The sequence below is a fragment of the Dehalococcoidia bacterium genome (genome assembly GCA_022451965.1).
Classification (GTDB): Bacteria; Chloroflexota; Dehalococcoidia; order Lucifugimonadales; family Lucifugimonadaceae; genus TMED-70.
In genome coordinates this window covers 225,740-250,423 of sequence record JAKUNJ010000003.1, presented here as the reverse complement: position 1 = coordinate 250,423, position 24,684 = coordinate 225,740, and the positions used below count along the sequence as shown (strand labels likewise).

The window sequence follows — 24,684 nt, the reverse complement described above, 5'->3', positions numbered from 1 at the left end:
CAAGAATAGTATCACAACTTTGTAAAAATTCCTTTGCAGCTAATGTTGTTGTCTGGGATCCAGCACCTATTGATAATTCGTGCCTTTCATCAAAAGCAGATTTACCTGGCATACTTGTATAAACAGGAACAGAAAGAAGCTCTGCTAACTCTTTAAGTTCATTAGTTGCTTCAGCCATTAGAACGCCTTGTCCTGCCCAAATCATTAAGTTTTTAGAGTCATGGATCAAATTTGCGGCATCTTGAATAGCCTCTACAGTAGGTCTATATGTATATCTTTTAGGCGAGTGGTATGAGTTTGCAATTCCTTCTGGAACTTCATTTCCACAAACATCTTTAGTCATTTCTACAACTACTGGACCTGGCTTTCCATTTCTAAGATGGTGAAAAGCTCTTCTCATAATAGTTGGAATATCTTCTACTTTTAATATTGATTCAGCATATTTCGACATAGGTTCGTACATTTTACTTGCCCAAAAATTAGGTTTTGTTTGAATGCTACTCATTGGATAACCTGCTGGCATGACAAGAACAGGTATATTATCAGCATAAGCTTGGCTTAATGCTCCCATTGAGTTTTCAGCACCAGCAGCATCTTGCATTACGAAAACTCCAAATTTTTTCCTATCATTTGTTCTTGAATAACCGTCAGCAGCCATTAATGCACCTCGCTCATGCCTAAATGCAACTATTCGAATATCTTCTTTAGCAGCCGCTTCTATTAAGGGGTTACTAGGATAACAAGCTATCCATTCTACTCCTTCAGCTTTAAGAGTTTTTGCAATCAGTTCAAAACCGTTCATAATATATCTCCAAATTTTAAGATTTTAATTCCTATTCCTATTTTTATCATTATCATAAGTTTCCATCAATCATTAATTCAATTAGTCTTGGTTTTTTTGAATCAATTGCTTTAGTTAATTCACTCTTAATTTCTAAAGGATTAGTTACTCTAACAGCTTCAACACCCATAGATTTTGCTATTTCGGTATGGTTTAAGACTAGTGGGAAATCCATGTAGGGGTATAATCCTGATTTTTCTTCCTCTTTTCTTATAGATTCTCTGTAATAATCAATATTTACCTTTAGGATCCTGTATGATTGATTATTCAAAATTATAAATACACAAGGTATATTATCGTTAGCAGCTGTCCAATATCCCTGAACTGTCATCATTGCTGATCCATCACCGATTATACCAATAACATTTTTATCAACAGATGCACATTTTGCACCTAAGGTTGCTCCAATTCCCCAACCAATTGCTCCTCCTCTTCCAGAAATCATTTCATCAGATTTACTAAATTTTAAGTACTGCATAATTGATCCTCTATGACTTATTCCATCATTTATTATTAGAGTATCTTTTGGTATTGCTTTAGATAATTCGAACATTGCTCTATCTGGACTCATAAGTTTATTATCCCAATTTTTTTTAGCATTTTCTTGGTAAATTTCCTCATTTTCGTCTTTGATTTTCTTAACTGAAATAATTCTATTTTTTACTTCCTCATGATTAAGCTTAAAAGATTCTTCAAGGCTGCTATTTATTTGATTTAATATTTCTTTTAAATTTCCTATACCAGTAATATCTGATGGCTGTCTGTTACCTTGTGAATCTGGTTTAGAATCTAGATAGATAAGTTTTGTATGTTTTTGAATTAATACATCTCCCTCATAAAACCAGTCAGAAAATAGATCTGCTCCAATACTTAATATAAGATCTGATTCATCTAAAATTGCTCTTTGATTTTGGTTTCTAATAGAATGAAAGCCTATCATTTGATCATGATTTGTAGGAAACGGAATATTTGATCCTTCGATAAACACAGGTAGACCAACTTTTTCAGCAAATTTTACTGCTTCTTCAAGAGCATTATCTTCCGATACTCTATCACCAACAACTAGCACTGGTTTATCTGCATTATTTATCATTTCATTAATTTCTTTGATAACTTTTTTTTCTAGCCCTCCATAAACAGGAGAAGTAGAAGGAAATATCTCCATATCCGCAACTCCATCTAAAGCATTGGACGAAAAAGCTACAAAAACAGGGCCCTTAGGATGAGTATTTGCTTCAAGAAAAGCTTTTCTCATTACCATCGGAACTTGGTCAGGAAGCGTAACCTCAGTACTCCACTTAGTAAAAGGTCTTGCTAATTCTACTAGATCTCTATTTCTAAGGTTTCTTACATCATAAGTAGCAGATGTTACCACCATAGGGGTACTAGTCGTGTATGCATCATTCATTAGACTAAACCCATTTACAAGACCCGAATCAATATGCAAGCTCAAGAAAGATGCTTTGTTATTTACCCTAGCATCTGCTTCAGCCATTCCTGTAGCTACTCCTTCTTGAAGAGAAAGTAAGTATTTTAGCTCTTTATGATTAACAATTTCCTCCATTATTGGGCCTTCACTAGTTCCAGGATTGCCATAAACATTTGTTATACCTTCAGCCTTCAGACATTCCATAAGAGCTTTTTTACCCGTCATTCTCATAATATTCCTCTTCATATTTCATATTTTTACTGTTTTTTAGTTTATATCTATTTTATTTATTATCCATAAAAAAAATACTTAGATATGTAATTATCAAATATTTGATAATTTATGATTGATTTAATCGATTATTAGGAGTAGCAAGTATATATATCTAAATTTTGGAGGGAAAAATGAAAATAACAGACATCAAAATTAATCTAATTGAAGGTGCAAATACTCAAGATGCTCAGCAATTTGTAGGTGGGAATTCAAAAGTAATATTAAGAATCGATACAGATGAAGGTGTATATGGACTTTCTGAAGGAGGAAGAAATTATAATCTTTATAAAGCATATTTAGATGAAGTTATAAAACCTTTACTAATAGGAATTGATCCAAGAGATCCTAAAATTATTTGGGAAATGTTAACTCATGGTACTGGGCCTGGCTTAGCTACTAAAGTTTTACCTCAAGTTGTTGGTACTGTTGATGTTGCACTATGGGATTTAGCAGGAAAAGCAGCTGGTTTACCTGTATATCAACTTCTTGGTGGAGCTGCAAGAACTGAAATTCCTTTGTATTGGAGTAGAGGAAGTGGATGGAGAAAAAGCCCAGAAGAAATGTTAGAAGATGTTAAGTTAGGTTATGAAAAAGGTTATAAGGCCTTTAAGATAAGAATGGATTGGAGATCTTTTAGACAAGACTCAGATCCTAAAAAAGATTTTAGTTTATTTAAAAAATGTAGAGAATTCCTACCAGATGATATAGATCTCAGTTTTGATGCAAATTGTGGATATTCAGTTCCTACAGCGATTGAACAAGGTAAAAAATTTCAAGATTTAGGTATTGCTCATTTTGAAGAACCTCTTCCTGAATATGATTATCAAGGACTTAGACAAGTTGTTGATGCTTTAGAATGCTCAGTATCTACTGGTGAACAAGAACCCAATCCATATAGATTTAGGGATCTTATGGATATAGCTAATCCAGATATTTTGCAGCCTGATATATTAAATATTGGAGGTATAACTGGTTTAGTAAAAGTTTATGAAATGGCGATGACAAGGAATAAAATTATAATGCCTCATTGTCCTCAAGCCGGATTGAACTTAATTGGAAGTCTTCATGCTTACTCAACTGTTACCAATGCAGTTAGACCGCATGAATTTTCTGAAGAATTTACAGGTCCTGTAGAAAATGTGGCAAAACTTTTTAAGGAACCCATAGTTCCAGAGAATGGGAAAATAATTTTATCTGATAAACCAGGTTTAGGTTTAGAATATGATGAAGAAGAATTAAATAAAGTTATAAAAATATAGGAGTATTAAATGAAAGATCTTAAAAAAATGATTTCTGCTGGTGAACAAGTAATTGGTGGAGCTATTATGTATGGTGCTGGAAAAGAAGATATTGAAAAGCTTTTAGATTATTATGATTATGATTTTATTTCAGTAGATGGTCAGCACTCACCAACAAATGAAGATTATTTATTAAGAATTTGTGAAGCTGCTCATGAATTAGATAAACCCATTCACTACAGAATGGATCATAGAAGAAATGCTTACATGATTGGAAATCTTTTAGATCATGGCCCTACTATTATTGAAGTTCCTCAATCTGAAGAATTAGACTTAGTTAGAGAAGCAAGAGATTATTTTTATTATAGACCTGAAGGTATAAGAAGTTGGGGTGGAGCAGGAAGGCCTCCAGAAGGTTTGAATGAAGTAAATCAGCATACTTACCCTGCTTGGTGGAATAAAACTGGCGTATTAATGATTCAAATTGAAACCCTAAACGCAATTAATAATATTCCTAATTTTTCTTTGGATGGAGTAGATTGTTTTTCATGGGGACCTGCTGACTTAAGTATTGACAGAGCAGCTCATCCTGAGCACCCATTTGCTAAAACTGATGATACTGCCATAGAGCATGCGGTAAAACTTTCGAAAGAAAATGGAAAGCAACTTTGCATAAGATCATATGATAGGACTCTGAGAAATAGATATTTTGATATGGGAGCAACTATTTTAATGGAAGTTGAATCTATGGATGGAACTCTTGATAAGAATCTTCCATTTGGATAATGAAAAAACCTAAGAATATTTTTTTTGGGTGGTGGATTGTAATAAGTGCTGCTCTTCAAAATGGCCTTGGAGGCAGTATCCATTGGCAAGGTTTTACAGTTTTATTTATTCCTATCTCTCAAACTTTTGGAATATCATCTGCTCAAACATCCTTGCTATTCGCTTTGGCAAGAGCAGAAAATGGATTACTTGGTCCTATTACTGGATGGTTGATGGATAAATTTGGACCAAGACCTTTGGCAATTATAGGTACAGCAATGGCTGGTATAGGATACATATTACTTTCAAGAACAGAAAATTTTATACAATTTCTATTAATTTATGTGGTTATTGTATCAATCGGAGCTACAACTAGTTTTATGCAGACCGCTTTTGTTGCTTTGAATAATTGGTTCATTAAGAAAAGAGGCTTGGTTATGAGTATAAACTCAGCTTCTTTTAGACTAGGGTCGGCTATTTTAGTTCCAACTTTTTCTTATATTGTATATACCTGGGGATGGCAAAATGCAGTTCTTATTTTAGGAATATTTTTGCTTGTTTTTATAACTCCATTAGGACTTATTTATAGAAGGACTCCAGAATCCATGGGATTGCTTCCAGATGGAGAAAAGTTTAAGAAATCTGAAGAAAAATCAGAAGACGAATTATCTTATTATGTTTCAGGATATTCATGGAAGGAAGCCTTAAGAACATCTGCATTTTGGTTTTTGACTATTGCTACAACCCTAAGACTTTCAATACACGGAGCAATTTTTGTCCATATGATTCCTATACTTGTCTGGAAAGGTATATCAGCTACTGAAGCAGCTTGGTATGTTGGTTTCTTAGCACTTGTAGGTGTACCAGTTATATTAATTATGGGAAGGCTTAGTGATAAAATTGGTAGACCTAAAGTATTGACCATATGTTATTCGGCATCAGGATTATCTCTTATATTGGTAAATATTTCTAGCAATTCAGTTTTTTTATTACTTTCTTTATTGTTATTGGTTGGATCAGAAGCTGGATCAGGATTGAATTGGTCATTAGTGGGGGACTTATTTGGAAGAAAAAACTATGGTGTTATAAGAGGTTTATTAGGGCCATTTTATAACGCAGCTCTTGTGGTTACACCAGTTTCTGCAGGTTATATTTATGATGTAACAAATTCCTATGAAATAGTTTTATATGCAGGTGCAGTTATATTTTTTATATCATCTGTTACATTCCTTTATATTGGAAAATTATCAAAAAAACTTAAAACATACGAAATTTAGTAGTATTTTTGATACTCAAAAATAAAATTTATAAATTATAATATTGTTTTAGTTATAATCAGAAAGTAAGAAATTGACTGCTTTACCCAAAAAGAAACATACAAGAGCAAGAAGAGGTAATAAAAGATCTCACAAAGGTCTTTCAAATATAAATGGTCACAGATACATACAGCTCAAACAAGAGGCTCTAGGTTTAGGTGGTCAGACTGAGAAAGCAACTGAAGAATCTACAGAACCCACTGGATCTTAGTCTTATCATGCCCTCTATAGAATCCTTAGCATCACCAAATAGCATATTAGTTTTATCTAAGAAAAAAAGTTCGTTTTGAACTCCTGAGAAACCTGAAGCCATTGATCTTTTAAGAACAATTACTGATTTTGCTTTATCTACATTTAATATGGGCATTCCATAAATAGGAGAGCTCGTATCTGTTCTGGCATTAGGATTTGTAACATCATTAGCACCTACTACTACAGCTACATCTGTTCTTTCAAATTCTGAGTTTATTTCATCTAAATCTTTTAGCTCATCATATGGTACATTTGCTTCTGCTAAAAGCACATTCATATGACCAGGCATTCTTCCTGCAACAGGATGTATTGCATATTTTATCGAAACATTTTTATCCTTAAGAAGGTTTGATAATTCATTAATTTGATGTTGAGCCTGAGCTACCGCTAATCCATAACCTGGAACAATAATTACACTTTCAGCATAAGATAGAATCATTGCAGCATCTTCACTAGTCAAAGATGTAACTGGCCTAGTTTCTTCTTCTCCAATTGCAGAGGAACCTTCTTCTACTCCAAATCCACCCAACATTACATTTAGCAATGATCTGTTCATAGCCTTAGTCATTATTCTAGTTAATATTAAGCCTGAAGCTCCTACTAAAGATCCTGATATTATCAAAACTGGATTTCCAAGTACAAATCCTGCCCCTGCCCCGGCAATTCCTGAGTATGAATTTAATAGTGCAACAACGACAGGCATATCAGCTCCACCAATTGGTATAACTATTAAAACTCCAAAGATTAGTGAGAGTCCTGCAATGATATATAAATAATTTACATCATATGTTTCCGGGATACATAAAAGTACAGATAAAACTAAGATAGATATAAGTAAAATAATATTTATCATATTTCTTAAGGGCAAAAGTAGGGGTCTTGTAGTAATCAATTCTTGTAGCTTACCAAATGCTATAAATGATCCAGTTAGAGTAACTGATCCAATAATTGATGCAAAAGCTACTGAAGCTATTGTAAAAATAGCTGAATTTGAACCTTCACCGTATATTAGTTCATACATTGCTACAATTGCACTAGCTGCACCTCCAAAAGCATTAAATACAGCAACAAGTTGGGGCATTGCTGTCATCTGTACATATCTAGAAAGAGTGAGTCCAATAATTGATCCAATTATAAGACCTAATATTATCCATTCGATGTTAGTATCTGTATATTTTAGAACAGTTACAACTATTGCAATTAGCATTGCTATAGATGAAAGTCTATTACCGTTCCTAGCGGTAGCAGGTGAAGCAAGTCTCTTTATTCCTAAAATGAATAAAGCAGCCGATAAAAGATAAAGAATATTTTCAATATTTGACGATATATCTATCAATTAAATCTCCATTTATTTCTTACTCTTTTTGAACATAGCAAGCATCCTATCAGTAACTAAAAATCCACCTACAACATTTACTGTAGCAAGTATAATTCCAATCACAGAAAAAATGGTTGCAAGAGTACTGTGAGTATTAGAAGCAATAATTATTGCACCAACAATAACTACTCCAGAAATTGCATTAGATCCAGACATAAGTGGAGTGTGTAATGTTGGTGGAACCTTAGTTATAATTTCATATCCAATAAAAAGCGCTAAAACAAAAATTATTATGAGAGATACTAATTCCAATTTATTCCTCTAATCTACTTTTACCATTTTGATAAACCATCATTGCATCTATGATTTCATCCTCAAAATTTATATTTATTTCTTTTTCTATAATTATGATTTCTAAAAGTCCTAAAAGATTTTTTGAATAAACTATAGAAGCATCAAAAGCCATATCAGATGATAAATTACTTGGACCAATTACTTTTGTTCCTAATACTTCAATTTCTTTATCGAGCTCTGTCGACTCACAATTACCTCCTGTAGAAGCTGCTAAGTCAACAATTACACTTCCATATTTCATTTCTTCTACGGTAGATTTTTCTATCAAAATTGGAGCTTTTCTACCGGGAATTGCAGCCGTTGTAATTACTGCATCTGATTTCAAGATATATTCTTTTAAGTATTCTAATTGATTTTTTTGATTATCCTTAGATTGTTCTTTTGCATATCCTCCAGTAGTTTCAGAATCTGCAGGGGTTTCATCAGATATAAATTTTGCTCCTAAAGATTCTATTTGCTCTCCTGCTGCAAGCCTAATATCATAACCTGTAACATCTGCTCCAAGTCTTTTCGTTGTCGCAATAGCCTGAAGACCTGCTACACCTGCTCCCAGTACTAGTATTGATGCCGGTGGTATAGTTCCTGCTGCAGTCATCATCAAAGGAAGATATTTTTTTAATGATGTGGCTACTATTAGGCCAGCTCTGTATCCTGCTATTGAGGCTTGAGAAGACAATGCATCAAGTTTTTGAGCTCTTGCAATTCTTGGAACAAATTCCATAGCAAATAAAGATAGTTTTTTACTTTCACATATTTTTTTTATTTCAGGATTAGTTCTAATATCTGTTAGGCTAATCAATATGGTATTTTCTATAAAATTTGAATTAGTATCGTAGAAAGCATTTAAGGATGTTATTATGTTTATATTTTTAGGTAAAGATTGAGTTATATTAGCTCCATATTCTTCATAATTTTCATTAGAATACCCAGCCTTGATACCAGCATCTTTTTCTACAAAAACTTCAATACCAAGATCTACAATTGACTTAACATCTTTTGGAACAATTGATACTCTATTTTCTGAGGGATCATCTTCCTTTTTTACACCTAAAATTATCTGGTTTGTCATGATTAATCCAAAAAGAAATAAATTTATTATTAAATCTTAATAATTTGTAATATTTTAATACTATATGAGTACAAAAATTTTACTATACTGTTTATCAACTAAAATTTGTTTAAGGGATAACTATGTATTTGATAAGAAGGACTTATAAGACTAAGCCTTATGAAGCAGTTAATGTTGCTAAGCTAGTAAAAGAACAAGCAGATCTTTATACTTCTTTAGGCCAGAGAAGTGAGACAAGGGTATATTTTAATAATGGAACTACCCCAGGTGAACCTAATAGAGTTTATTTGGAATGGACTGCTGAAATATTTGATAATCCTACTAGAGAAGGGAATGAAATTCCAAAAGAAATTTATGAATTGGGATCTAAATATAGACCTCTTTTGGATAACAGTAATGGTCCTACAAACTGGATAGAGTTTTGGACTATTCTAGATTAGGTTATCCACCTCTAGGATATTTCTCGTCTGAATGTAAATCTCTGATAATTCTTTTTATGTCATTGAAATAATTAGTCATTTCTTCTATTTTCTCATCATTTTCATCAGATTCATCCTCATCATAAAGAATAGAAATTTCTTGCCAAACTTTTTCTGCAAGTTCAGTGAGTTGCATTACTGATAAATCATCTAGATTTTCTTTTTCAAGCATAACTTATGATGTTATTTTTGTAAGAATTTGTTTTTGTATTGTATTTTCAAATTTTTCAATTTTATCTGTTATATCTGAAATTGTATTTTCATCATTTGATTGTTTAGTACTCCATGCAATCAAATGGTCAATAAAAATATCAGAATTTAGAACATAGTTTTTAATATCAGATTCGGTGTAAACATCAGGTGTTTTTTCCTTATGTGGGAATTCTAAAATACACTTATTAGATTCTTCATTTTCTAGATTCATTAATCCTATTAGTGTTTGATCAAAAGTTTTATCACCAGTATTTCTAATTCCCCAGTATCTTGGCTTTATATTTTTATTTATTAGTTTTTCTATCCCATGTAATATATCTTCTTTATTAGAATGATTTTTATTTTTTTCTAAATTGTGTTTATAATCAACATCAATTATTAGTCCTTTTTTGTAAGTTCCACATACCTCAATCAGATTTAGGAGTCTTTCTACGGCTAGTTCTTCTGCTAATTTACTTCTTTTATTTTCAAAATAAATTTTTACACTGAGAAGCTCAGGATCAAAAATACTAATAATTTCTATTATGTCCTTGGTGCTTGGGATTGCGATACCGCCTCTATTAATATGTTCAATTGCTATTGCGGTCTTTATGTTATTATTTTTAGCCTCAAATAATATACTTTCACAAAGGTTTGGCTCTCCCCATATATAGTAATTTTCTAGATTTTTACTTTTTTTTAAGGCTCCTAGAATTAGATGAGCAGCTTTATTTGCTTGAAGTTTTTCAAATGCGGATTTAGGTCTCGATAATTCTAGATTACAAGATAGAGCATTTGTTCTATTATCTAAAGCAATAAAATAATTGTTATTAAAATCTATCATTCTATAATATTTGTTATTTTCTCTATAAATTCATTTTCCATTGTCTTTATAAAATGAATTTTTCGTTTACATTCTTTCATAGCCATAAAATCAGAAATTGCCTGATTTTTGACGAACGTATTAAGAGTGTACAATGAATTTTGTATATTTTGGTCCTCGTTACCGTGTAAAAAAATTATGAAATTTTGAATATTACTAAAGCTTCCTTTTAATAATTGACCAGTGGAATGTAAGTATGTAGGTGCAAAATATATTAAAAGAACAACTCCAATATTGAAGCAAAATTTTCTTAATTCTTCTAATTTATGTGAAAGTTTTTTGGATACAATTGTTGAGAATAATAGTATAGATAGTATTTGATTGTCTTGATTATGTAATTTAATTTTATTTTCAAATATCTTAAATGATGAATAATCTTTAAAATTTATTTCTATTGGATTATTTGATTCTAAATATTTTCTAGTATATCTTTTTGTTAATTCAACATTTGGTTGATCAAAAGGTTGAATATTTAACAAGGCTCCTAGTAAAGCAATAACATAGAAAAATATTTGAAATTTATAAAAAATAGATTCATCATATTTGATTTGAATATTAATAGAGTTTATTTCAAATGAATCTGAGTTATCAGAAAAAATAATATTAGGTGAAAAATTATTATTATTAAGTATCGGCAAAAGACCAGATTCTTCTTTTCCTAGAGATTCAGATAATAACTGCTCAAACCATTCAGCAATGTAATCATTTTTATGAATTGAATTTATAGAGATAATTTTTTTATCTGATAGATAATTTTTATACATAATAGATGCAATTTTTATGGCTAAATTATCTGAATTATTGATTTTTAATTTTTCATTAGCATCATTAATATTTTGAATTATTTTTTCTAATGAAAATCCTGCTAAAACAAAAGGTAATATTCCGAAATGAGTAGCTAAACTAAACCTACCACCAATATCTTTTTGAGTTATTAGTGTTCTTTTTTTATCTTGATCTAATTCATAATTGTCACTTATAAAGAAAAGATCATGTTTATTTTCATCCGTTAATATATCTCTTAAGATTTTTGTTTCCAAAGTTGTTCCAGATTTAGAGCAAATAAATATTGCGCATTTATAAGAGTTAATAATTTCTTTGATAACCTTAATTTTGTCTAAATTGAAATTATCAATAGTATAAATATTTTCAGGGTTGATAAATCCTGCAATTTTGGCTAAGTTTATCGATCCACCTAATCCTATGAAAATAAATTTTTTAAATTTATTTATTTTTGTATATTTATCCTTAAAATCATTGATATCTAACTTTTTATTCCATCCAAGAGGCACATTTGAATAGGAATTAAAACTTCCAAGAGGATATATTTCTTTTGGATTATTATGAATTTTGTTTATGAGATTTTGCTGAATAATAAATTCTTTTATTTTTGATAAGTCCATTTAAGTCTTAGTAAACTTTTTAGCTTTTTCTCCTAATTTTTCTAATAAAGAATTATAGGAGTTCATAAATAAATCTATACCATTAATAAGAAGTCCATCTGTTATATCTTCTAAATTAAAAAATTTTTGAGATTCTGTAAGAGTTTTTGCGTAATTATTTTTGAAATAATCAATTTGATTATTTTCAAATTGTTTAGAATTTAACAAAAAATTAAGTGTCTCTGGAGGTAAGGTATTTATAGTATTTTCGTGAGGTAAGTTTAAAGAATAATAATCTTCCCTAAGATCTTTAGACTTTACACTTGTTGAAGCCCAAAGTAACTTTTGAAAATTATTATCCATTCTAAATCTATTTTTGTTAAAATAATCATAAGCATTGTAAGCATTAGCTATAGCTACCTTATGAAATATTATTGATTCATTATTTATTTTTGTATCAGCTGCTGTATCAATTCTACTTATAAAAAAAGAAGCTACTGAACGAGACTTATTATTCTTTTTTCTAGAATTAATGAATGCATTAAGTGTATTTTGGTAACTTTTGAATGAGAAAAGAAGTGTTACGTTTACATTTATTCCCATTTCTAGAAGGATTTCAGTAGATTTAATTCCACTTTCCGTCCCTGGGATTTTTATCATTAGATTTGGTCTATCTACTTTTTCCCACAGTTTTATGGCTTCATCTATAGTTTTATCTTTATTGTTGGCAAGGGATGGGTCAACTTCTAAAGAAATATAACCATCATCTTGATTAGTTTTTTCATAGGTTTCTAAAAGAAGATCAGCTCCTTTCTGTATGTCATTAGATGCAATTTTTTCAAAAATACTTTTTGTGTCATTATTTTTTATAATAGCTTTTTCTATTTCCAAATCGTAGAAATTTGTTGATGTAATAGCCTTTTCAAATATTGAGGGATTACTTGTTATCCCAGTTACGCCTTCATCAATAATTTTTTTTAAGTCACCTGAATCAATCATCTGTTTACTTATTGAATCCAGCCAAATAGATTGTCCTTTATTTTTTAATATATCTAAACTATTCATTACTAAAATTCTTTTCTTCTATATCACTTATTTTATCTTTTCTTCTTTGAAATCTTTCCTCATCTTGAAATTCAGCTTTGATGAATTCTTCTACTATTTCTTTTGCTAATGATTCAGTTACTATTCTTCCTCCTAAGCAAATTACATTCATATCATCATGTTCAACTCCTTGGGATGCTGAGTAAGTATCATGACAAATTGCTGCTCTAACATTCTTGAACTTATTTGCAACGACTGAAGCTCCTACTCCTGATCCACAAAGTACAATACCCTTATCATATTTATTATTTGAGATAGATTCTGCTACTAGTTTTGTTGTATCTGGATAGTCGTCTTTTGGATCAAAATCTGTATCATTAAGATCATCTATGTTTAGTCCTAACGATTTAATATGTTTTATTAAGATTTTTTTTAATTCAAAACCACCATGATCAGCACTTATACAAATTTTCATATCTATTTAATTTCTTATTATTTTTTTTACTCTTTCGATGATTTTATCAGTTGAAAATCCAAAGTAGTCTATTAGTTTATTTCCTGGTGCAGATGCTCCAAATGTTTCTATAGAAATTATTGAATCATTATTTTGAGTATATTTTTGCCAACCAAGTCCTATCCCAGCTTCAATAGAAATTATATGTTTTGTATTTTTAGGTAATAAATTTTCTTTATAAGACTTATCTTGTTTGTCAAAAAGTTCCCAGCAAGGCATTGATACAACACTTATTGAATAATCATTTTCAAAAGTTTTTGATGCTTGAATAGTATTTGCTAATTCAGAGCCAGTAGATAAAAAAATTATTTCAGGTTCATCATTAGTATTCTTATAAACAGAATAAGCTCCTTTAGAAAATATATTAGAATCAATTTTTAGATTTGATAATGTACTAATATCTGGTAGTCCTTGTCTTGAAAAAATAAGAGCAGATGGCTTATCTTTTTCTAAAATTGCATATTTCCAAGATAATATTGTTTCTCTTCGATCTGCTGGTCTAAAAACATTTAAGTTGGGTATTGATCTTAAGCTCATTAGTTGAGAAATTGGTTGATGGGTAGGACCATCTTCTCCTAAGCCAATTGAATCATGTGTGAAAATCCAAATACTATTTAATCCAGATAAGGCACTCAATCTAACAGATCCTCTCATATAGTCTGAAAAGACTAGAAAAGTTCCTCCGAAAACTCTATGTGATCCGTATGCAGAAATCCCATTCATTACTCCGCCCATACCATGTTCTCTGACTCCAAATTTAATATTCTTTCCTAATGGATCTTTTCTAGAAAAATTTTCCGAGTTCTTGATTAGGGTATTTGTAGAACCAGTTAGATCTGCAGATCCACCTATTAGATTATCTAATGAATTAGAAATAGCATTTAAAGCTAAGCCTGAAGAGGCGCGAGTTGCTTCAGGTTCATTTGTTTCCTTGATAAGATTATTGATTTCTTTATCCCAATCTAAAGGTAATTCACTATTTTTTACTTGTAAAAGATCTTTATATTTATCTGGATTGGTATTTTTATAATTCTTTAGTTCTAGATTCCATTTTATTTCTAGATTATCTCCTTTTGAAGAAATTTCTTTCATATGATCGTAGACATCTTTAGGAACTTCAAATTCTTTATAATTCCAGCCTAAATTATTTTTTGTAAGTTCTGTTTCTTCTGAACCTAATGGCTCTCCATGAGCATTTTCAGTTCCAGCTTTATTTGGAGAACCAAAGCCTATTATAGTATTAGCAATTATGAGAGATGGTTTATCTATTTCGTCTTTAGAAATAGCAATAGATGCTTCGAGTTGATCTAAACTATTCCCATCAACATTTTCTATCACATGCCAGTTATAAGACCTAAATCTTTCTGCAACGTTTTCTGTAAATGCTAATTCGTTGCTACCGTCAATAGATATTCCGTTTGAGTCATAAATATAAATTATTTTTCCTAATCCCAATGTACCAGCTAAAGATGCAGATTCTGAAGAAATACCTTCCTGTAGATCACCATCCCCAACTATACCATAAATATGATGATCGATGAGTTTATCATATTTTTCTGACATCATTTTTTCAGAAATAGCCATTCCTACCCCATTGGCAAATCCTTGTCCCAATGGACCAGTAGTAACTTCAATTCCTAATTCTAAGTCTCTTTCAGGATGACCTGGGGTAATTGAATTTAATTGGCGAAAATTTTGAAGATCATTTATTGAGAATTTATAACCTGATAAATGAAGAATAGAGTATAGAAGAGCAGAAGCATGTCCTATAGATAGTATAAACCTATCTCTATTCAAGAAATAAGGATTATTAGGATTATGGTTCATTATCTTCTTAAATAACAGATATATAATACTTGCTGCTCCCATAGGAGCTCCAGGATGTCCTGAGGATGCTTTATTAACTTGGTCTATAGAAAGAAATCTTAAAGCATTTATAGATTTTTTTTCAATGTTCATAAACTTGCCTCACAAACCTTAGTTTCTATTTCCTCTGACATTCATATCTATTGTATATAAAGATTTATCAGATGTAATAAAAAGTTCGTTAAAGTATTTACCTCCAAAACATAAATTCGCAGTTCTTTGCTCGGGTAGAAGAATTTTTGCAATCAAATCACCTGAAGGAGAAAAAATTTGAACTCCATCCCAAGCAGAGGAAAAGACATTACCAAGTTCATCAATCTTAATTCCATCTGGTTTACCAGGTCTTGGTTTAGCAAACACTTTTTTTTCATAAATATTTTCGTTATCAACCTTAAATGAAAAAATATTTCCGGTAGTTTCTGTGTCTGTTACATACAAGATTTTTTCATCAGGCGAAAAAGCTATACCATTCGGGCCATCAATTTCTTTAGTTAACAAAATAACATTATTTTGTTTATCAATTTTATATACACCATTGAAACCTAGTTCAGATTCACTTTTATATCCTTCATAGTTACTTTTTATACCATACTGAGGATCAGTAAACCAAATAGAACCATCTGATTTACATACTAGGTCATTGGGTGAGTTTAATTTTTTCCCATCAAAATTATCTGCAATTACTGTTCTATTTCCATTCTTATCTCTTTTACTAATAGCTCTTCCTCCATGTTCAGCTGTGATATGATTACCATCTAAATCAATACTGTTTCCATTAGAATATTCTGAATTATTTATATAAACTCCGGTATTTCCTTTTGAGATGTCATAATAAAGCATCCTGTTGAATGGTATATCTGACCAAACTATTAAATTCTTATCTTCTAAATAAACAGGTCCTTCTGCCCAAAGACAACCTTCAAAAATTTTTTTAATTTTTGAATCATGATTGAATAATTCTTTAGATTTTTCATCTATTATCTCAATACCGATTTTGAGATCATTTTCATTTCTAACTATTTTTACCATTAGACTTTTTTAGAGAGATTCTTTTTTCTAATGTCAGAAGAAATTAAGGAAATCTGCTCTACAATATTTTTATTTGAAATTCTTGAGCATATTTTTTCAGTAAAAATACTATCAGATGATAGTTGATTCTTTTTTATTTCATATTTTTTTATTTTTTCGTAAATTACACTTGAATTTATGACAGTTGCCTTTAAGTTATCTTGTCTATAAGCTAATAAATTATAAATTAATTCATCAGACCATTTTGTATTATTATGTCCCCATAGATCATCTAAGAATAAAAAATCAACAACTTTAGCTTTTTCAAATTCTATCCCTTTTCCTTGATTATTACCAAATTGTTCTCTAACTTTATCTATTAGCTCAGCAGAGCTTATAAAAAAAACTTCTTTACCTTTTTTTTCTAAGTAATTTGCAATAGCTGCACTCAAATAGCTTTTTCCAGACCCTGTTTCCCCATGAATATATAACCAACCAGGATCTTTGCTATTTATATATTCTTTAGACTTAAATAATGCCATTTCAATAGAATCATACGTTACTTTATCTGATTGACTAGAATTCTTGATTGGTTTTCTTAATTCTTTCGTAAGTTTAGCTTTTTCAAATACTTTTGGAATCCCATTAGTAAGAATATTATTTTTTTTATATTCAAGATTTATACTTTGGACTAGTTTAGGGTCAGTGAATCTCATTTGTGATCTATCATCTAAGTCTAGAATATTTGAACTTAAAGCAATTACTGTTGGAAGTTTTCTTGTATATCTGTGAGTAAAAAGATGGTCTATTTTTTCCTCAATCCAGTCTGAATATCTTTGATTACCAAAATCATCTATCACTAAAAATGGAAAATTTATAAGATCTTTGAAAGATTCATCTTCGGGATTTGTATTTGTAATTATATCTACAATCTCTTGTATAGATTTATAAATTACTGGTGATGAATTTTCTACACAATTAATAGCAATTCCAGCTGCTAAATGAGTTTTACCAGTACCTGTGGGACCATTAATTACTAACCATCCCATAGGGTTTTTAGAGTAATCTTTAGCTAAATTTAAGTAATTTCTTAATTTTGATGGTTCAGATTTTCCAACTGAGCCGTCAACTTTAAAATTAATTAATTTATATTCCATCAACTGATCTAGACCAGCATACTTAATTCTAATCTTGATATCTATATCATCTTCAAAAGATTTATCGCACAAATTGCATGGAACTGTTTCATTATTTACAATAATCCACCTTGCCTGATTGCAGGGTTTACAGTCATCTAAGTATGGATCATTTATTGAATCTACAGAAAAAAATCCCTGTTGTTTTCTTTTATTTAATATCTCTTTTAGGCTTTCCAAAATTAGTTCTCTTGAGTTGATAATTGATTATTTTTAACAGAATCTATTGTTACAAATCTACCAATTGAATCATCAACACCAAGAGGGATGGTATCAGTAGGTCCATTTCTATGTTTTGCAACAATTATTTCTGCTTGACCTTCAGGATAAGGAACTCCAGGATTATTTTTTATCCAATCTTCCTTAGTTGTGAATTTCTCTTCTCTATGTATAAACATTACAACATCGGCATCTTGTTCTATAGATCCTGACTCTCTCAAATCAGATAGTAGAGGTCTATGAGATTGACGATGTTCAATTGCCCTAGAAAGTTGTGAAATTGCAATAACTGGAACTTTTAGATCTCTTGCCATTGCCTTGATTTGTCTTGAAATTTCTGAAACTTCTTGGGCTCTGTTAGTTTCTCTACTTCCTTTATTGTTACTTATTAGTTGCATATAATCAACGATAATAAAATCAAGACCGTACTCTAGTTGCAATCTACGAGCCTTACCTCTCATTTCTGCTACTCCTTGGACTGGAGAATCATCTATAAATATAGACAAATCTGATAATCTACCAATAGCATCTACTAATCTATTTTCTTGAGAAGAGCTTAATCTCATCATTCTTAGTGAATGCATATTTACTCTTGCTTGAGTAGCTAGCATTCTTGTTGCAATTTGTTCTCTTCCCATTTCTAAAGAGTAAATTGCTACCTTTTGATCATTCATTGCTGCATTAATAGCTAAATTTAATGCAAACATTGACTTTCCTACAGAAGGCCTTGCAGCTAAGACCAGCATATCTGATCTTTGTAATCCTCCTAAAAGGTCATCTAATAACTTAAATCCTGAACTAATTGGCCTATTTTCACCATCATTAAGATCTGAGGAAGATGATTCTAGATATGGAGTTAAGGTTTCTCTTAATGGAACAAAATCTCTACTGGGTTGATCATTTCTGATGCTATAAATAATATCCTCTGCTTTGGATAGGGCATTCTCAATATCGGGATCATTATCAAAACCAATTTCTGAGATATTTTCAGCAGCGTTAATTAGTGTTCTCATTGTTGCAGTTCTTCGAACTAAGTTAGCATAATGTTTTATGTGTATTGAGGTTGGAACAACATCAACAACTTTTGCTAGATATGTTCTACCTCCTACATCTTCTAATTTTTCTTGAGTTTCTAGTTCATGGGCAATACTTATCTGATTGATTGGTTCTTGTCTATTAAACAAATCTCTAGCAATTTCAAAGATTATTTTATTTGGTTCAAGATAAAAATGTTCTGGCTCTAAAAATGATGCAATTTTAGTGAATGCTAATCCATCCAATAGAAGTGAGCCAATAACTGACTCTTCTGCTGATATGTCATGAGGAAAAAGTTTATCTGATAAAACCATTAATCATCCAAAATTAATTTAATTATTGGAATTATTATCTTCTTTTTCGGTTATTTCAGAAGAGCTTTTTTGGTCATTTTCTTCTTTATTTAATTCTTCTTCAGAATTATCTTCTGATTTCTTTTCTTTGTCTTCTAGTTTTTTTAACTTTTCTTGTTCTTCTTGATGTTCACTAATTACCTTTTGAGAGACTTCATCAGGTACAACATTTAGGGTCAGATTAAAAGTTACTTCTTCTACAAATTTCACTACTATATTATATTTTCCAATAATTCTAATTGGCTCAAGAATATTGAAAAATCTTTTGTTCATTTCTTTTCCAATTTTTTCTTCTAAAGAATCTGCAATTATTGTAGGAGTTATAGAACCATAAAGCCTTCCTGTTGGTCCAGTTCTGACATCTATGTCAAGTTCAGTACCTGTAAGCCCGTCGGCAACTACTTGCCAATCTTTAGTTTCTTGAATTCTTCTTTCTTCAGCTTCTGCTCTCAATTTAGAAGCTCTTTGCAATGCTTCTTCTGTAGCGAGTACAGCGACTCCCTGCGGAATTAGATAATTCCTTGCAAAACCTGGTTTTACATTTTTTACATCTCCTGCTCTTGCAGTAGGTAAAAGATCTTTGAGAAATAAAATATTCATCGCTTTATACAATTCTCCTGTGAAATATTTGATCCTACAATTCTTATTTGTAGAATCATAAAGTTTTTATTGCTAGTATCTATAATCATAACAAAGAAAGATGGAGCAAAGAATGCAATTTGATGAAATTACTAAGGATACTAATTATTCAGATTCAAATAAACCCAACTTATTAGACTATGAAAAACAATGTAATGAATTTGATTGGTATAAAGATGCATATTCAAAATTAGATTGGCTACCTGATGGAGGTCTAAATAATGCTTATGAATGCGTTGATAGACATGTAAAAAATGGATTTGGTGAAAAACTTGCACTAATTTGGTTAGGGAAAAATGGTGAAGAAGAAAAATATACATATAAAGATTTCAAGGAAGAATCTGATAAATTTGGTCAAGTAATGATAAATTTAGGAATGAAAAAGGGTGATAGAGTATTTATCTTTATGGATAGATTACCTGAACTATACTTTGCTGCAATGGGAATCTTAAAAGCTGGCGGTGTAATTGCTCCACTATTTTCTGCTTTTGGACCTGATCCTGTAAAAGATAGAATGATTGATGCAGGAGCTTCTTATTTAATTACATCACCTGATTTAAGAAAAAAGATTTCGTCGATTTTTAAGGACATTAAGACTCTTAAAGAAATAATTATTGTAAACAAAGATAATAGATTCAAGAATCCATTAAAAGAAAATGACCAAGACTATAATTCTTTGATGAGCCAAGTTAAATCAGATTCTTTCAAGATGCTTAATACTTCACAATATGACTTTTCTATTATGCATTATACATCTGGATCAACAGGTAAACCAAAAGGAGTATTGCATAGACATCAAGCTGTTGTACAACAAATGCTTACAGGAAATTGGGCATTAGAGTTAAGTCATGGTGATATATATTTTTGTACTGCAGATCCAGGATGGGTAACAGGAACATCATATGGAATGATAGCACCTTGGACAAATGGTGTTACACAAATCATATATGAAGGTGGATTTAGTGCATCCTCTTGGTATGAAATAATTCAAAAATATAAAGTAGATGTTTGGTATACTGCTCCTACTGCTATAAGACTTCTTATGAGATCTGGAGAAGATGTAGTAAAAAAATATAATTTATCTTCACTTAAATTTATTGGATCTGTAGGTGAACCTCTAAACCCTGAAGCAGTTGTTTGGGGAAATAGAAATTACAAGCTTCCTATTCATGACAATTGGTGGCAAACTGAAACAGGTGCAATAATGTGTGCTAATTATGCTTCTATGAATATTAAGCCGGGTTCTATGGGAAGGCCTTTCCCAGGTGTAGAAATGGGGATTTTAGATGATCAATATAATGAAATATTTTCTGAAGGAAGCGGAATCCTAGCAGTTAGACCTGGATGGCCATCTCAAATGTTTGCTTATTGGAAACAAGATGATATGTATAATTCAAGATTTAAGAAAGGTTGGTATATTACAGGTGATCAAGCTTCTAGGGATAAAGATGGTTACTTTTGGTTTCAAGGTAGGGCAGATGATGTAATTAATACTGCGGGTCACTTAGTAGGCCCCTTTGAAGTAGAAAGTGCACTAATTGAACATCCTGCAGTTGCTGAAGCTGGAGTTATTGGGAAGCCTGATCCTATAGCTATGGAGATCGTAAAGGCTTTCGTTACCTTAAATCCGGATTATGATCAAACAGATGATCTGAGAAAAGAATTAATAAGATTTTCAAGAGAAAAGCTATCAGCAGGGGTGGCTCCAAGAGAAATAGATTTTCTAGAAACTATGCCCAAAACAAGATCAGGTAAAATAATGAGGCGTCTCTTAAAAGCAAGAGAGTTAGGAGAACCTGAAGGAGATATTTCAACTTTAGAAGATGATTAATTAAGTATTAGGAGTAGATATGAGTAATTCTGAGTGGGGAGCAATTTATAAAGATTTAGGATTAGAGCCAATAATAAATGCTACTGGGAGCGTTACTGCTCTAGGTGGTTCGATTGTAGCTAAAGAAGTTCAAAAAGGTATGGATCTAGCTAATGATGTTTATATACCTATGAATTTATTGGAACAAAAAGTTGGAGATGAAATAGCTAAGATTTTAGATGTTCCAGCTGCATATATAACTTCGGGTGCTGGATCCGCATTAACATTGGCAGCTGCGGCATTTATAGCAGGAAAAGATGATGAAAAAATCCAACAGCTTCCAGATACTACAGGAATGCCAAATAAAATTCTTATACAGAAAAGACAAAGATATTGGTATGACAGATGTATGGAATTATCAGGAGGTAAACTACTAGAAGTTGGAGATGATAGTGGAACTGATGCTGATCAACTTATAAAAGCAATTAGTGATGATACAGCTTGTGTTCATTATCCTGTTTACGAACAAGATAAAAAAGATCCTAATATTCTTTCATTAGAAGAAGTCATAGAAATTGCACACTCTAAAAATAAACCTGTTTCTGTCGATGCTGCAGGACAAATATACCCCCTTGAAAATTTTGGTAAATATGTGAAAATGGGTGCTGATTTCCAATGTATTGCTGCGAAATATATGGGTGCACCCCATTCAACTGGAATAGCGTTAGGTACAAAAGATGTAATAGATTCCATTTCAAGGCACTCTTTTGTAGGATACGAAAGTAGAAGGATTAGAGGAATAGGGCGACCTCATAAAATAGATAGACAAGAAGTAATTGGAGTCCTCTATGCAGTAAGAAGATGGATGTCTATGAATCATGAAGAAAGGCTTTCATCTGCTGAAAAAAAGAGTTTACATATCATAAATAGCTTAAGAAAAATTGAAGGTGTAGAAGTTAATCTTATAGATAATATTATTGGGCACCAGCCTTTTGGTTTATCTCTAGATATAGATGAAAAATTTTTTAATACAAATAACGAAAAATTTGTTGAGATACTAAAGAATTCTAATCCGCAAGTTTGGACTAGAGTTCCTGATGGTGAAAAATCAATAATTATTCACGTATTTGGTATGAATCAAGAACAATCTGAAATAGTTGCAGAAGTAATAAAGAAAGAACTAGAAGTGGTGAAAATTTGATAAAGAATGTTACACTCATTAGTCCTGGTGAAATGGGATCTCCAATTGCGAAATATATTATTTCAAATGGTATAAAAGTAATATCTCCTTTAGAAGGAAGGTCAGATAAAACAAGACAGAGAGCAAAAGAAAATGGAATTATTGATTCAAAAAATATTAAACAATCAATAAAAGAAACAGATATAATTATTTCAATCTTGGTACCAAGTGATGCAAAAAAATTATCAGATCTTGTTAAGAAAGAATCATCTGAGCTTAATAAAAAAATTTATTTTGCAGATCTAAATGCTATATCTCCTAAAACAGTTAATCTTATGGAAAAAAATCTATCAGATACTAATATTAATTTTATTGATGGAGGTATTGTTGGAGGCCCTCCTGCGGGGAATAAATTTCCTAGAATATATGTTTCAGGTCCATATTCCAAAAAATTTATGGAACTAAACAATATGGGAATGCAAGTTATTAATATGGGAGGTGAAATAGGAGAAGCATCAGCAATAAAAATGGCTTATGCATCTATAACTAAAGGTTATTCTTCTTTATTAATCGCTGCAGTAACTCTGGCAATAAAAACTAATAATTTTGATTTATTGATAAGCGAGTTAAAATACTCTCAGCCAAGAGTATATGAGGACTTGAAAAAGCTTAAAGGTATACCTAGTAAGGCTCATAGATGGATTGGAGAAATGGAAGAAATTTCTAATACATACCAAGATTATGACATTACAGGAAGTTTTCATAAAGGATCAAAGGAGATATACAAAAGAGTTTCAAGATCAAAATTGGGAGAAAAAAGGATTCAACCAAAGGATATTAATCTAGATGTTAAAGAATTTTTTGAGAACTTATATTGAAATTTTATAAATCTGAAGTGATTTTATCTAAATTATTCATAAGTTTTAGGAATTCTTTTTCAGATGTTTCGTTTACATAAACTACTGGTTCAAAACTATCAGAATATTCACTGAGTAAAGATATTTCACTAAGTACAGGAAGTTGTAATTCTTCAGCCATTTCAGAAGCGGCTCCTTTACCAAAAATGCCACCTGTCATATTTTCAACTACACCAAATACTTTTAAATTGAGTTTTTTGATCATATTTATAGATCTTTTAGCGTCAAGAGCTGCCAATTCTTGAGGTGTTGAAACAACAATAAACCCATCTAAATTCAAAGTCTGCATAACAGTAAGAGGTGCATCTGATGTTCCTGGAGGTAAATCACAAATCAGGTAGTCAATATCTCCCCAATTTGTTTTTGAGATAAATTGATTTATGGCATTATGAATCATTGGTCCTCTCCAAATAATTGCTTCATCTTCATTTTCTTGAAAGAATCCCATTGACATTACAGAAACACCATGTTTTTGGGGAGGTATCATTTTGCCTTCACTATCAGAACTTGGTCTTTCTGAAATTCTTAGGACTCGAGTTACATTTGGACAATCAATATCGCAGTCAAGTATTGCAACTTTACGTCCATTTTTTGCAAGAGTTAATGCTAGATTAGTGGTTACAGTAGTCTTGCCAACTCCGCCCTTACCAGAGTAAACACCAATTCTGTGCTTAATAGAGTTTAGAGAGTTACTTATAGCCTGTTTCTGCTTAAATTGATCCCTGACTTGTGCAAGTCTTGCTTCTTCTGCAGGAGTTAACTTTCTAGGCTCTGCCATTTAGTCTATACCCAAAAGTCTTTTACCATCCTCTGTTATAAGCTCAGGTGACCATTGAGGTTCAAATACTAGATCAACTACTACATCTTCAACCTCTTCAATTTCAGCTATTCTCCATTCAGCTTGTTGAGCAATATAAGGGCCCATACCGCAACCTTGAGCGGTTAATGTCATCTCTACATGAACTTCATTGTCTTCAACTTCAACATTGTAAATTAGACCTAAATCTACTACGTTGACTGGTATTTCTGGATCATATACATCTTTTAGCGCATCAATTATTGAATCTTTTGTTAATGTTTCCATAGTTTTGAGTTTTTTTTGTTTGTAATTA

25 protein-coding genes are annotated in these 24,684 nt (G+C 31.2%); 8 read left to right on the top strand and 17 right to left on the bottom strand.

What is annotated here, in order from left to right; translation table 11 throughout:
* Both MK083_01920 and MK083_01915 read right to left on the bottom strand, forming a co-directional pair.
* The coding region (locus MK083_01920; GenBank protein MCH2673212.1) for a hypothetical protein at positions 1–802 on the bottom strand (802 nt) is incomplete at its 3' end.
* 52 nt (positions 803–854) lie between these two features.
* Complete coding sequence (locus MK083_01915) at positions 855–2,501, bottom strand: thiamine pyrophosphate-binding protein (protein MCH2673211.1); 1,647 nt, start codon at positions 2,499–2,501, stop codon at positions 855–857.
* Between the two features lie 173 nt (positions 2,502–2,674).
* On the opposite strand from MK083_01915, the gene MK083_01910 reads away from it, so the two are divergent.
* From MK083_01910 to MK083_01895, 4 genes are all read left to right on the top strand, one after another.
* The gene (locus MK083_01910) at positions 2,675–3,802 is read left to right on the top strand and encodes a mandelate racemase/muconate lactonizing enzyme family protein (GenBank protein ID MCH2673210.1); all 1,128 of its coding nucleotides are present in this window, start codon (positions 2,675–2,677) and stop codon (positions 3,800–3,802) included.
* 9 nt (positions 3,803–3,811) lie between these two features.
* Complete coding sequence (locus MK083_01905; GenBank protein MCH2673209.1) at positions 3,812–4,567, top strand: aldolase/citrate lyase family protein; 756 nt, start codon at positions 3,812–3,814, stop codon at positions 4,565–4,567.
* Positions 4,567–5,823 (top strand): MFS transporter, encoded by a 1,257-nt coding sequence (locus MK083_01900; protein ID MCH2673208.1) that lies wholly within the window; start codon positions 4,567–4,569, stop codon positions 5,821–5,823. Before MK083_01905 ends, MK083_01900 begins: the two co-directional genes overlap by 1 nt.
* Positions 5,824–5,896: 73 nt before the next feature.
* Entirely contained in the window at positions 5,897–6,073 is a 177-nt protein-coding gene (locus MK083_01895; protein MCH2673207.1) for a ribosomal protein L32, read from the top strand.
* Here the strand turns inward: MK083_01895 and MK083_01890 are convergent.
* The 3 genes from MK083_01890 to MK083_01880 are packed head-to-tail and all read right to left on the bottom strand — an operon-like array spanning position 6,017 to position 8,855.
* Complete coding sequence (locus MK083_01890; protein MCH2673206.1) at positions 6,017–7,441, bottom strand: NAD(P)(+) transhydrogenase (Re/Si-specific) subunit beta; 1,425 nt, start codon at positions 7,439–7,441, stop codon at positions 6,017–6,019. The two genes, MK083_01895 and MK083_01890, sit on opposite strands and share 57 nt — an antisense overlap.
* A gap of 21 nt (positions 7,442–7,462) precedes the next feature.
* Positions 7,463–7,744: an NAD(P) transhydrogenase subunit alpha gene (locus MK083_01885; GenBank protein MCH2673205.1), complete on the bottom strand. Its 282-nt coding sequence runs from the start codon at positions 7,742–7,744 to the stop codon at positions 7,463–7,465.
* Between the two features lies 1 nt (position 7,745).
* Positions 7,746–8,855 carry an NAD(P) transhydrogenase subunit alpha gene (locus MK083_01880; GenBank protein ID MCH2673204.1) on the bottom strand — a complete coding sequence of 370 codons (1,110 nt, stop codon included), beginning with the start codon at positions 8,853–8,855 and terminating at the stop codon, positions 7,746–7,748.
* Positions 8,856–8,977: 122 nt separating this feature from the next.
* Between MK083_01880 and MK083_01875 the strand changes: the two genes are divergently transcribed.
* A complete protein-coding gene (locus MK083_01875; protein MCH2673203.1) occupies positions 8,978–9,295 on the top strand; it encodes a hypothetical protein in 318 nt (105 codons plus the stop codon).
* Position 9,296: 1 nt separating this feature from the next.
* On the opposite strand, the gene MK083_01870 is transcribed toward MK083_01875, so the two are convergent.
* From MK083_01870 to rplI, 10 genes are read right to left on the bottom strand one after another with little or no spacing between them, the layout of a single operon-like run.
* Complete coding sequence (locus tag MK083_01870; protein MCH2673202.1) at positions 9,297–9,506, bottom strand: hypothetical protein; 210 nt, start codon at positions 9,504–9,506, stop codon at positions 9,297–9,299.
* A 3-nt stretch (positions 9,507–9,509) separates the two neighbouring features.
* Positions 9,510–10,370, bottom strand: a complete 861-nt coding sequence (locus MK083_01865; protein MCH2673201.1) for a hypothetical protein — start codon at positions 10,368–10,370, stop codon at positions 9,510–9,512.
* On the bottom strand, positions 10,367–11,812 hold the full coding sequence (locus MK083_01860) for a hypothetical protein (protein MCH2673200.1): 1,446 nt from the start codon (positions 11,810–11,812) through the stop codon (positions 10,367–10,369). Before MK083_01860 ends, MK083_01865 begins: the two co-directional genes overlap by 4 nt.
* Positions 11,813–12,856: a transaldolase gene (gene tal, locus MK083_01855; protein MCH2673199.1), complete on the bottom strand. Its 1,044-nt coding sequence runs from the start codon at positions 12,854–12,856 to the stop codon at positions 11,813–11,815.
* Complete coding sequence (locus MK083_01850) at positions 12,849–13,310, bottom strand: RpiB/LacA/LacB family sugar-phosphate isomerase (GenBank protein MCH2673198.1); 462 nt, start codon at positions 13,308–13,310, stop codon at positions 12,849–12,851. The genes tal and MK083_01850 overlap by 8 nt, the downstream gene beginning before the upstream one ends.
* A 6-nt stretch (positions 13,311–13,316) precedes the next feature.
* Entirely contained in the window at positions 13,317–15,308 is a 1,992-nt protein-coding gene (gene tkt / locus MK083_01845; GenBank protein MCH2673197.1) for a transketolase, read from the bottom strand.
* A gap of 18 nt (positions 15,309–15,326) precedes the next feature.
* The gene (locus tag MK083_01840) at positions 15,327–16,244 is read right to left on the bottom strand and encodes an SMP-30/gluconolactonase/LRE family protein (protein MCH2673196.1); all 918 of its coding nucleotides are present in this window, start codon (positions 16,242–16,244) and stop codon (positions 15,327–15,329) included.
* A complete protein-coding gene (locus tag MK083_01835) occupies positions 16,244–17,599 on the bottom strand; it encodes an ATP-binding protein (protein ID MCH2673195.1) in 1,356 nt (451 codons plus the stop codon). Before MK083_01835 ends, MK083_01840 begins: the two co-directional genes overlap by 1 nt.
* 2 nt (positions 17,600–17,601) lie before the next feature.
* Positions 17,602–18,987, bottom strand: coding sequence for a replicative DNA helicase (gene dnaB / locus MK083_01830; protein MCH2673194.1), 1,386 nt, complete (start codon positions 18,985–18,987; stop codon positions 17,602–17,604).
* An 18-nt stretch (positions 18,988–19,005) separates the two neighbouring features.
* Positions 19,006–19,626: a 50S ribosomal protein L9 gene (gene rplI, locus MK083_01825; GenBank protein ID MCH2673193.1), complete on the bottom strand. Its 621-nt coding sequence runs from the start codon at positions 19,624–19,626 to the stop codon at positions 19,006–19,008.
* A 112-nt stretch (positions 19,627–19,738) separates the two neighbouring features.
* Here rplI and acsA point away from each other — a divergent pair, with 112 nt between their 5' ends.
* The 3 genes from acsA to MK083_01810 are packed head-to-tail and all read left to right on the top strand — an operon-like array spanning position 19,739 to position 23,533.
* Positions 19,739–21,496, top strand: a complete 1,758-nt coding sequence (gene acsA, locus MK083_01820; protein MCH2673192.1) for an acetate--CoA ligase — start codon at positions 19,739–19,741, stop codon at positions 21,494–21,496.
* A gap of 19 nt (positions 21,497–21,515) precedes the next feature.
* Positions 21,516–22,676 carry a hypothetical protein gene (locus MK083_01815; protein MCH2673191.1) on the top strand — a complete coding sequence of 387 codons (1,161 nt, stop codon included), beginning with the start codon at positions 21,516–21,518 and terminating at the stop codon, positions 22,674–22,676.
* Complete coding sequence (locus MK083_01810; protein MCH2673190.1) at positions 22,673–23,533, top strand: NAD(P)-binding domain-containing protein; 861 nt, start codon at positions 22,673–22,675, stop codon at positions 23,531–23,533. Before MK083_01815 ends, MK083_01810 begins: the two co-directional genes overlap by 4 nt.
* A gap of 4 nt (positions 23,534–23,537) precedes the next feature.
* Here the strand turns inward: MK083_01810 and MK083_01805 are convergent, their stop codons facing one another.
* Complete coding sequence (locus MK083_01805) at positions 23,538–24,350, bottom strand: Mrp/NBP35 family ATP-binding protein (protein MCH2673189.1); 813 nt, start codon at positions 24,348–24,350, stop codon at positions 23,538–23,540.
* Positions 24,351–24,656: an iron-sulfur cluster assembly protein gene (locus MK083_01800; GenBank protein MCH2673188.1), complete on the bottom strand. Its 306-nt coding sequence runs from the start codon at positions 24,654–24,656 to the stop codon at positions 24,351–24,353. It lies immediately after the preceding gene.
* Positions 24,657–24,684: the final 28 nt, after the last annotated feature.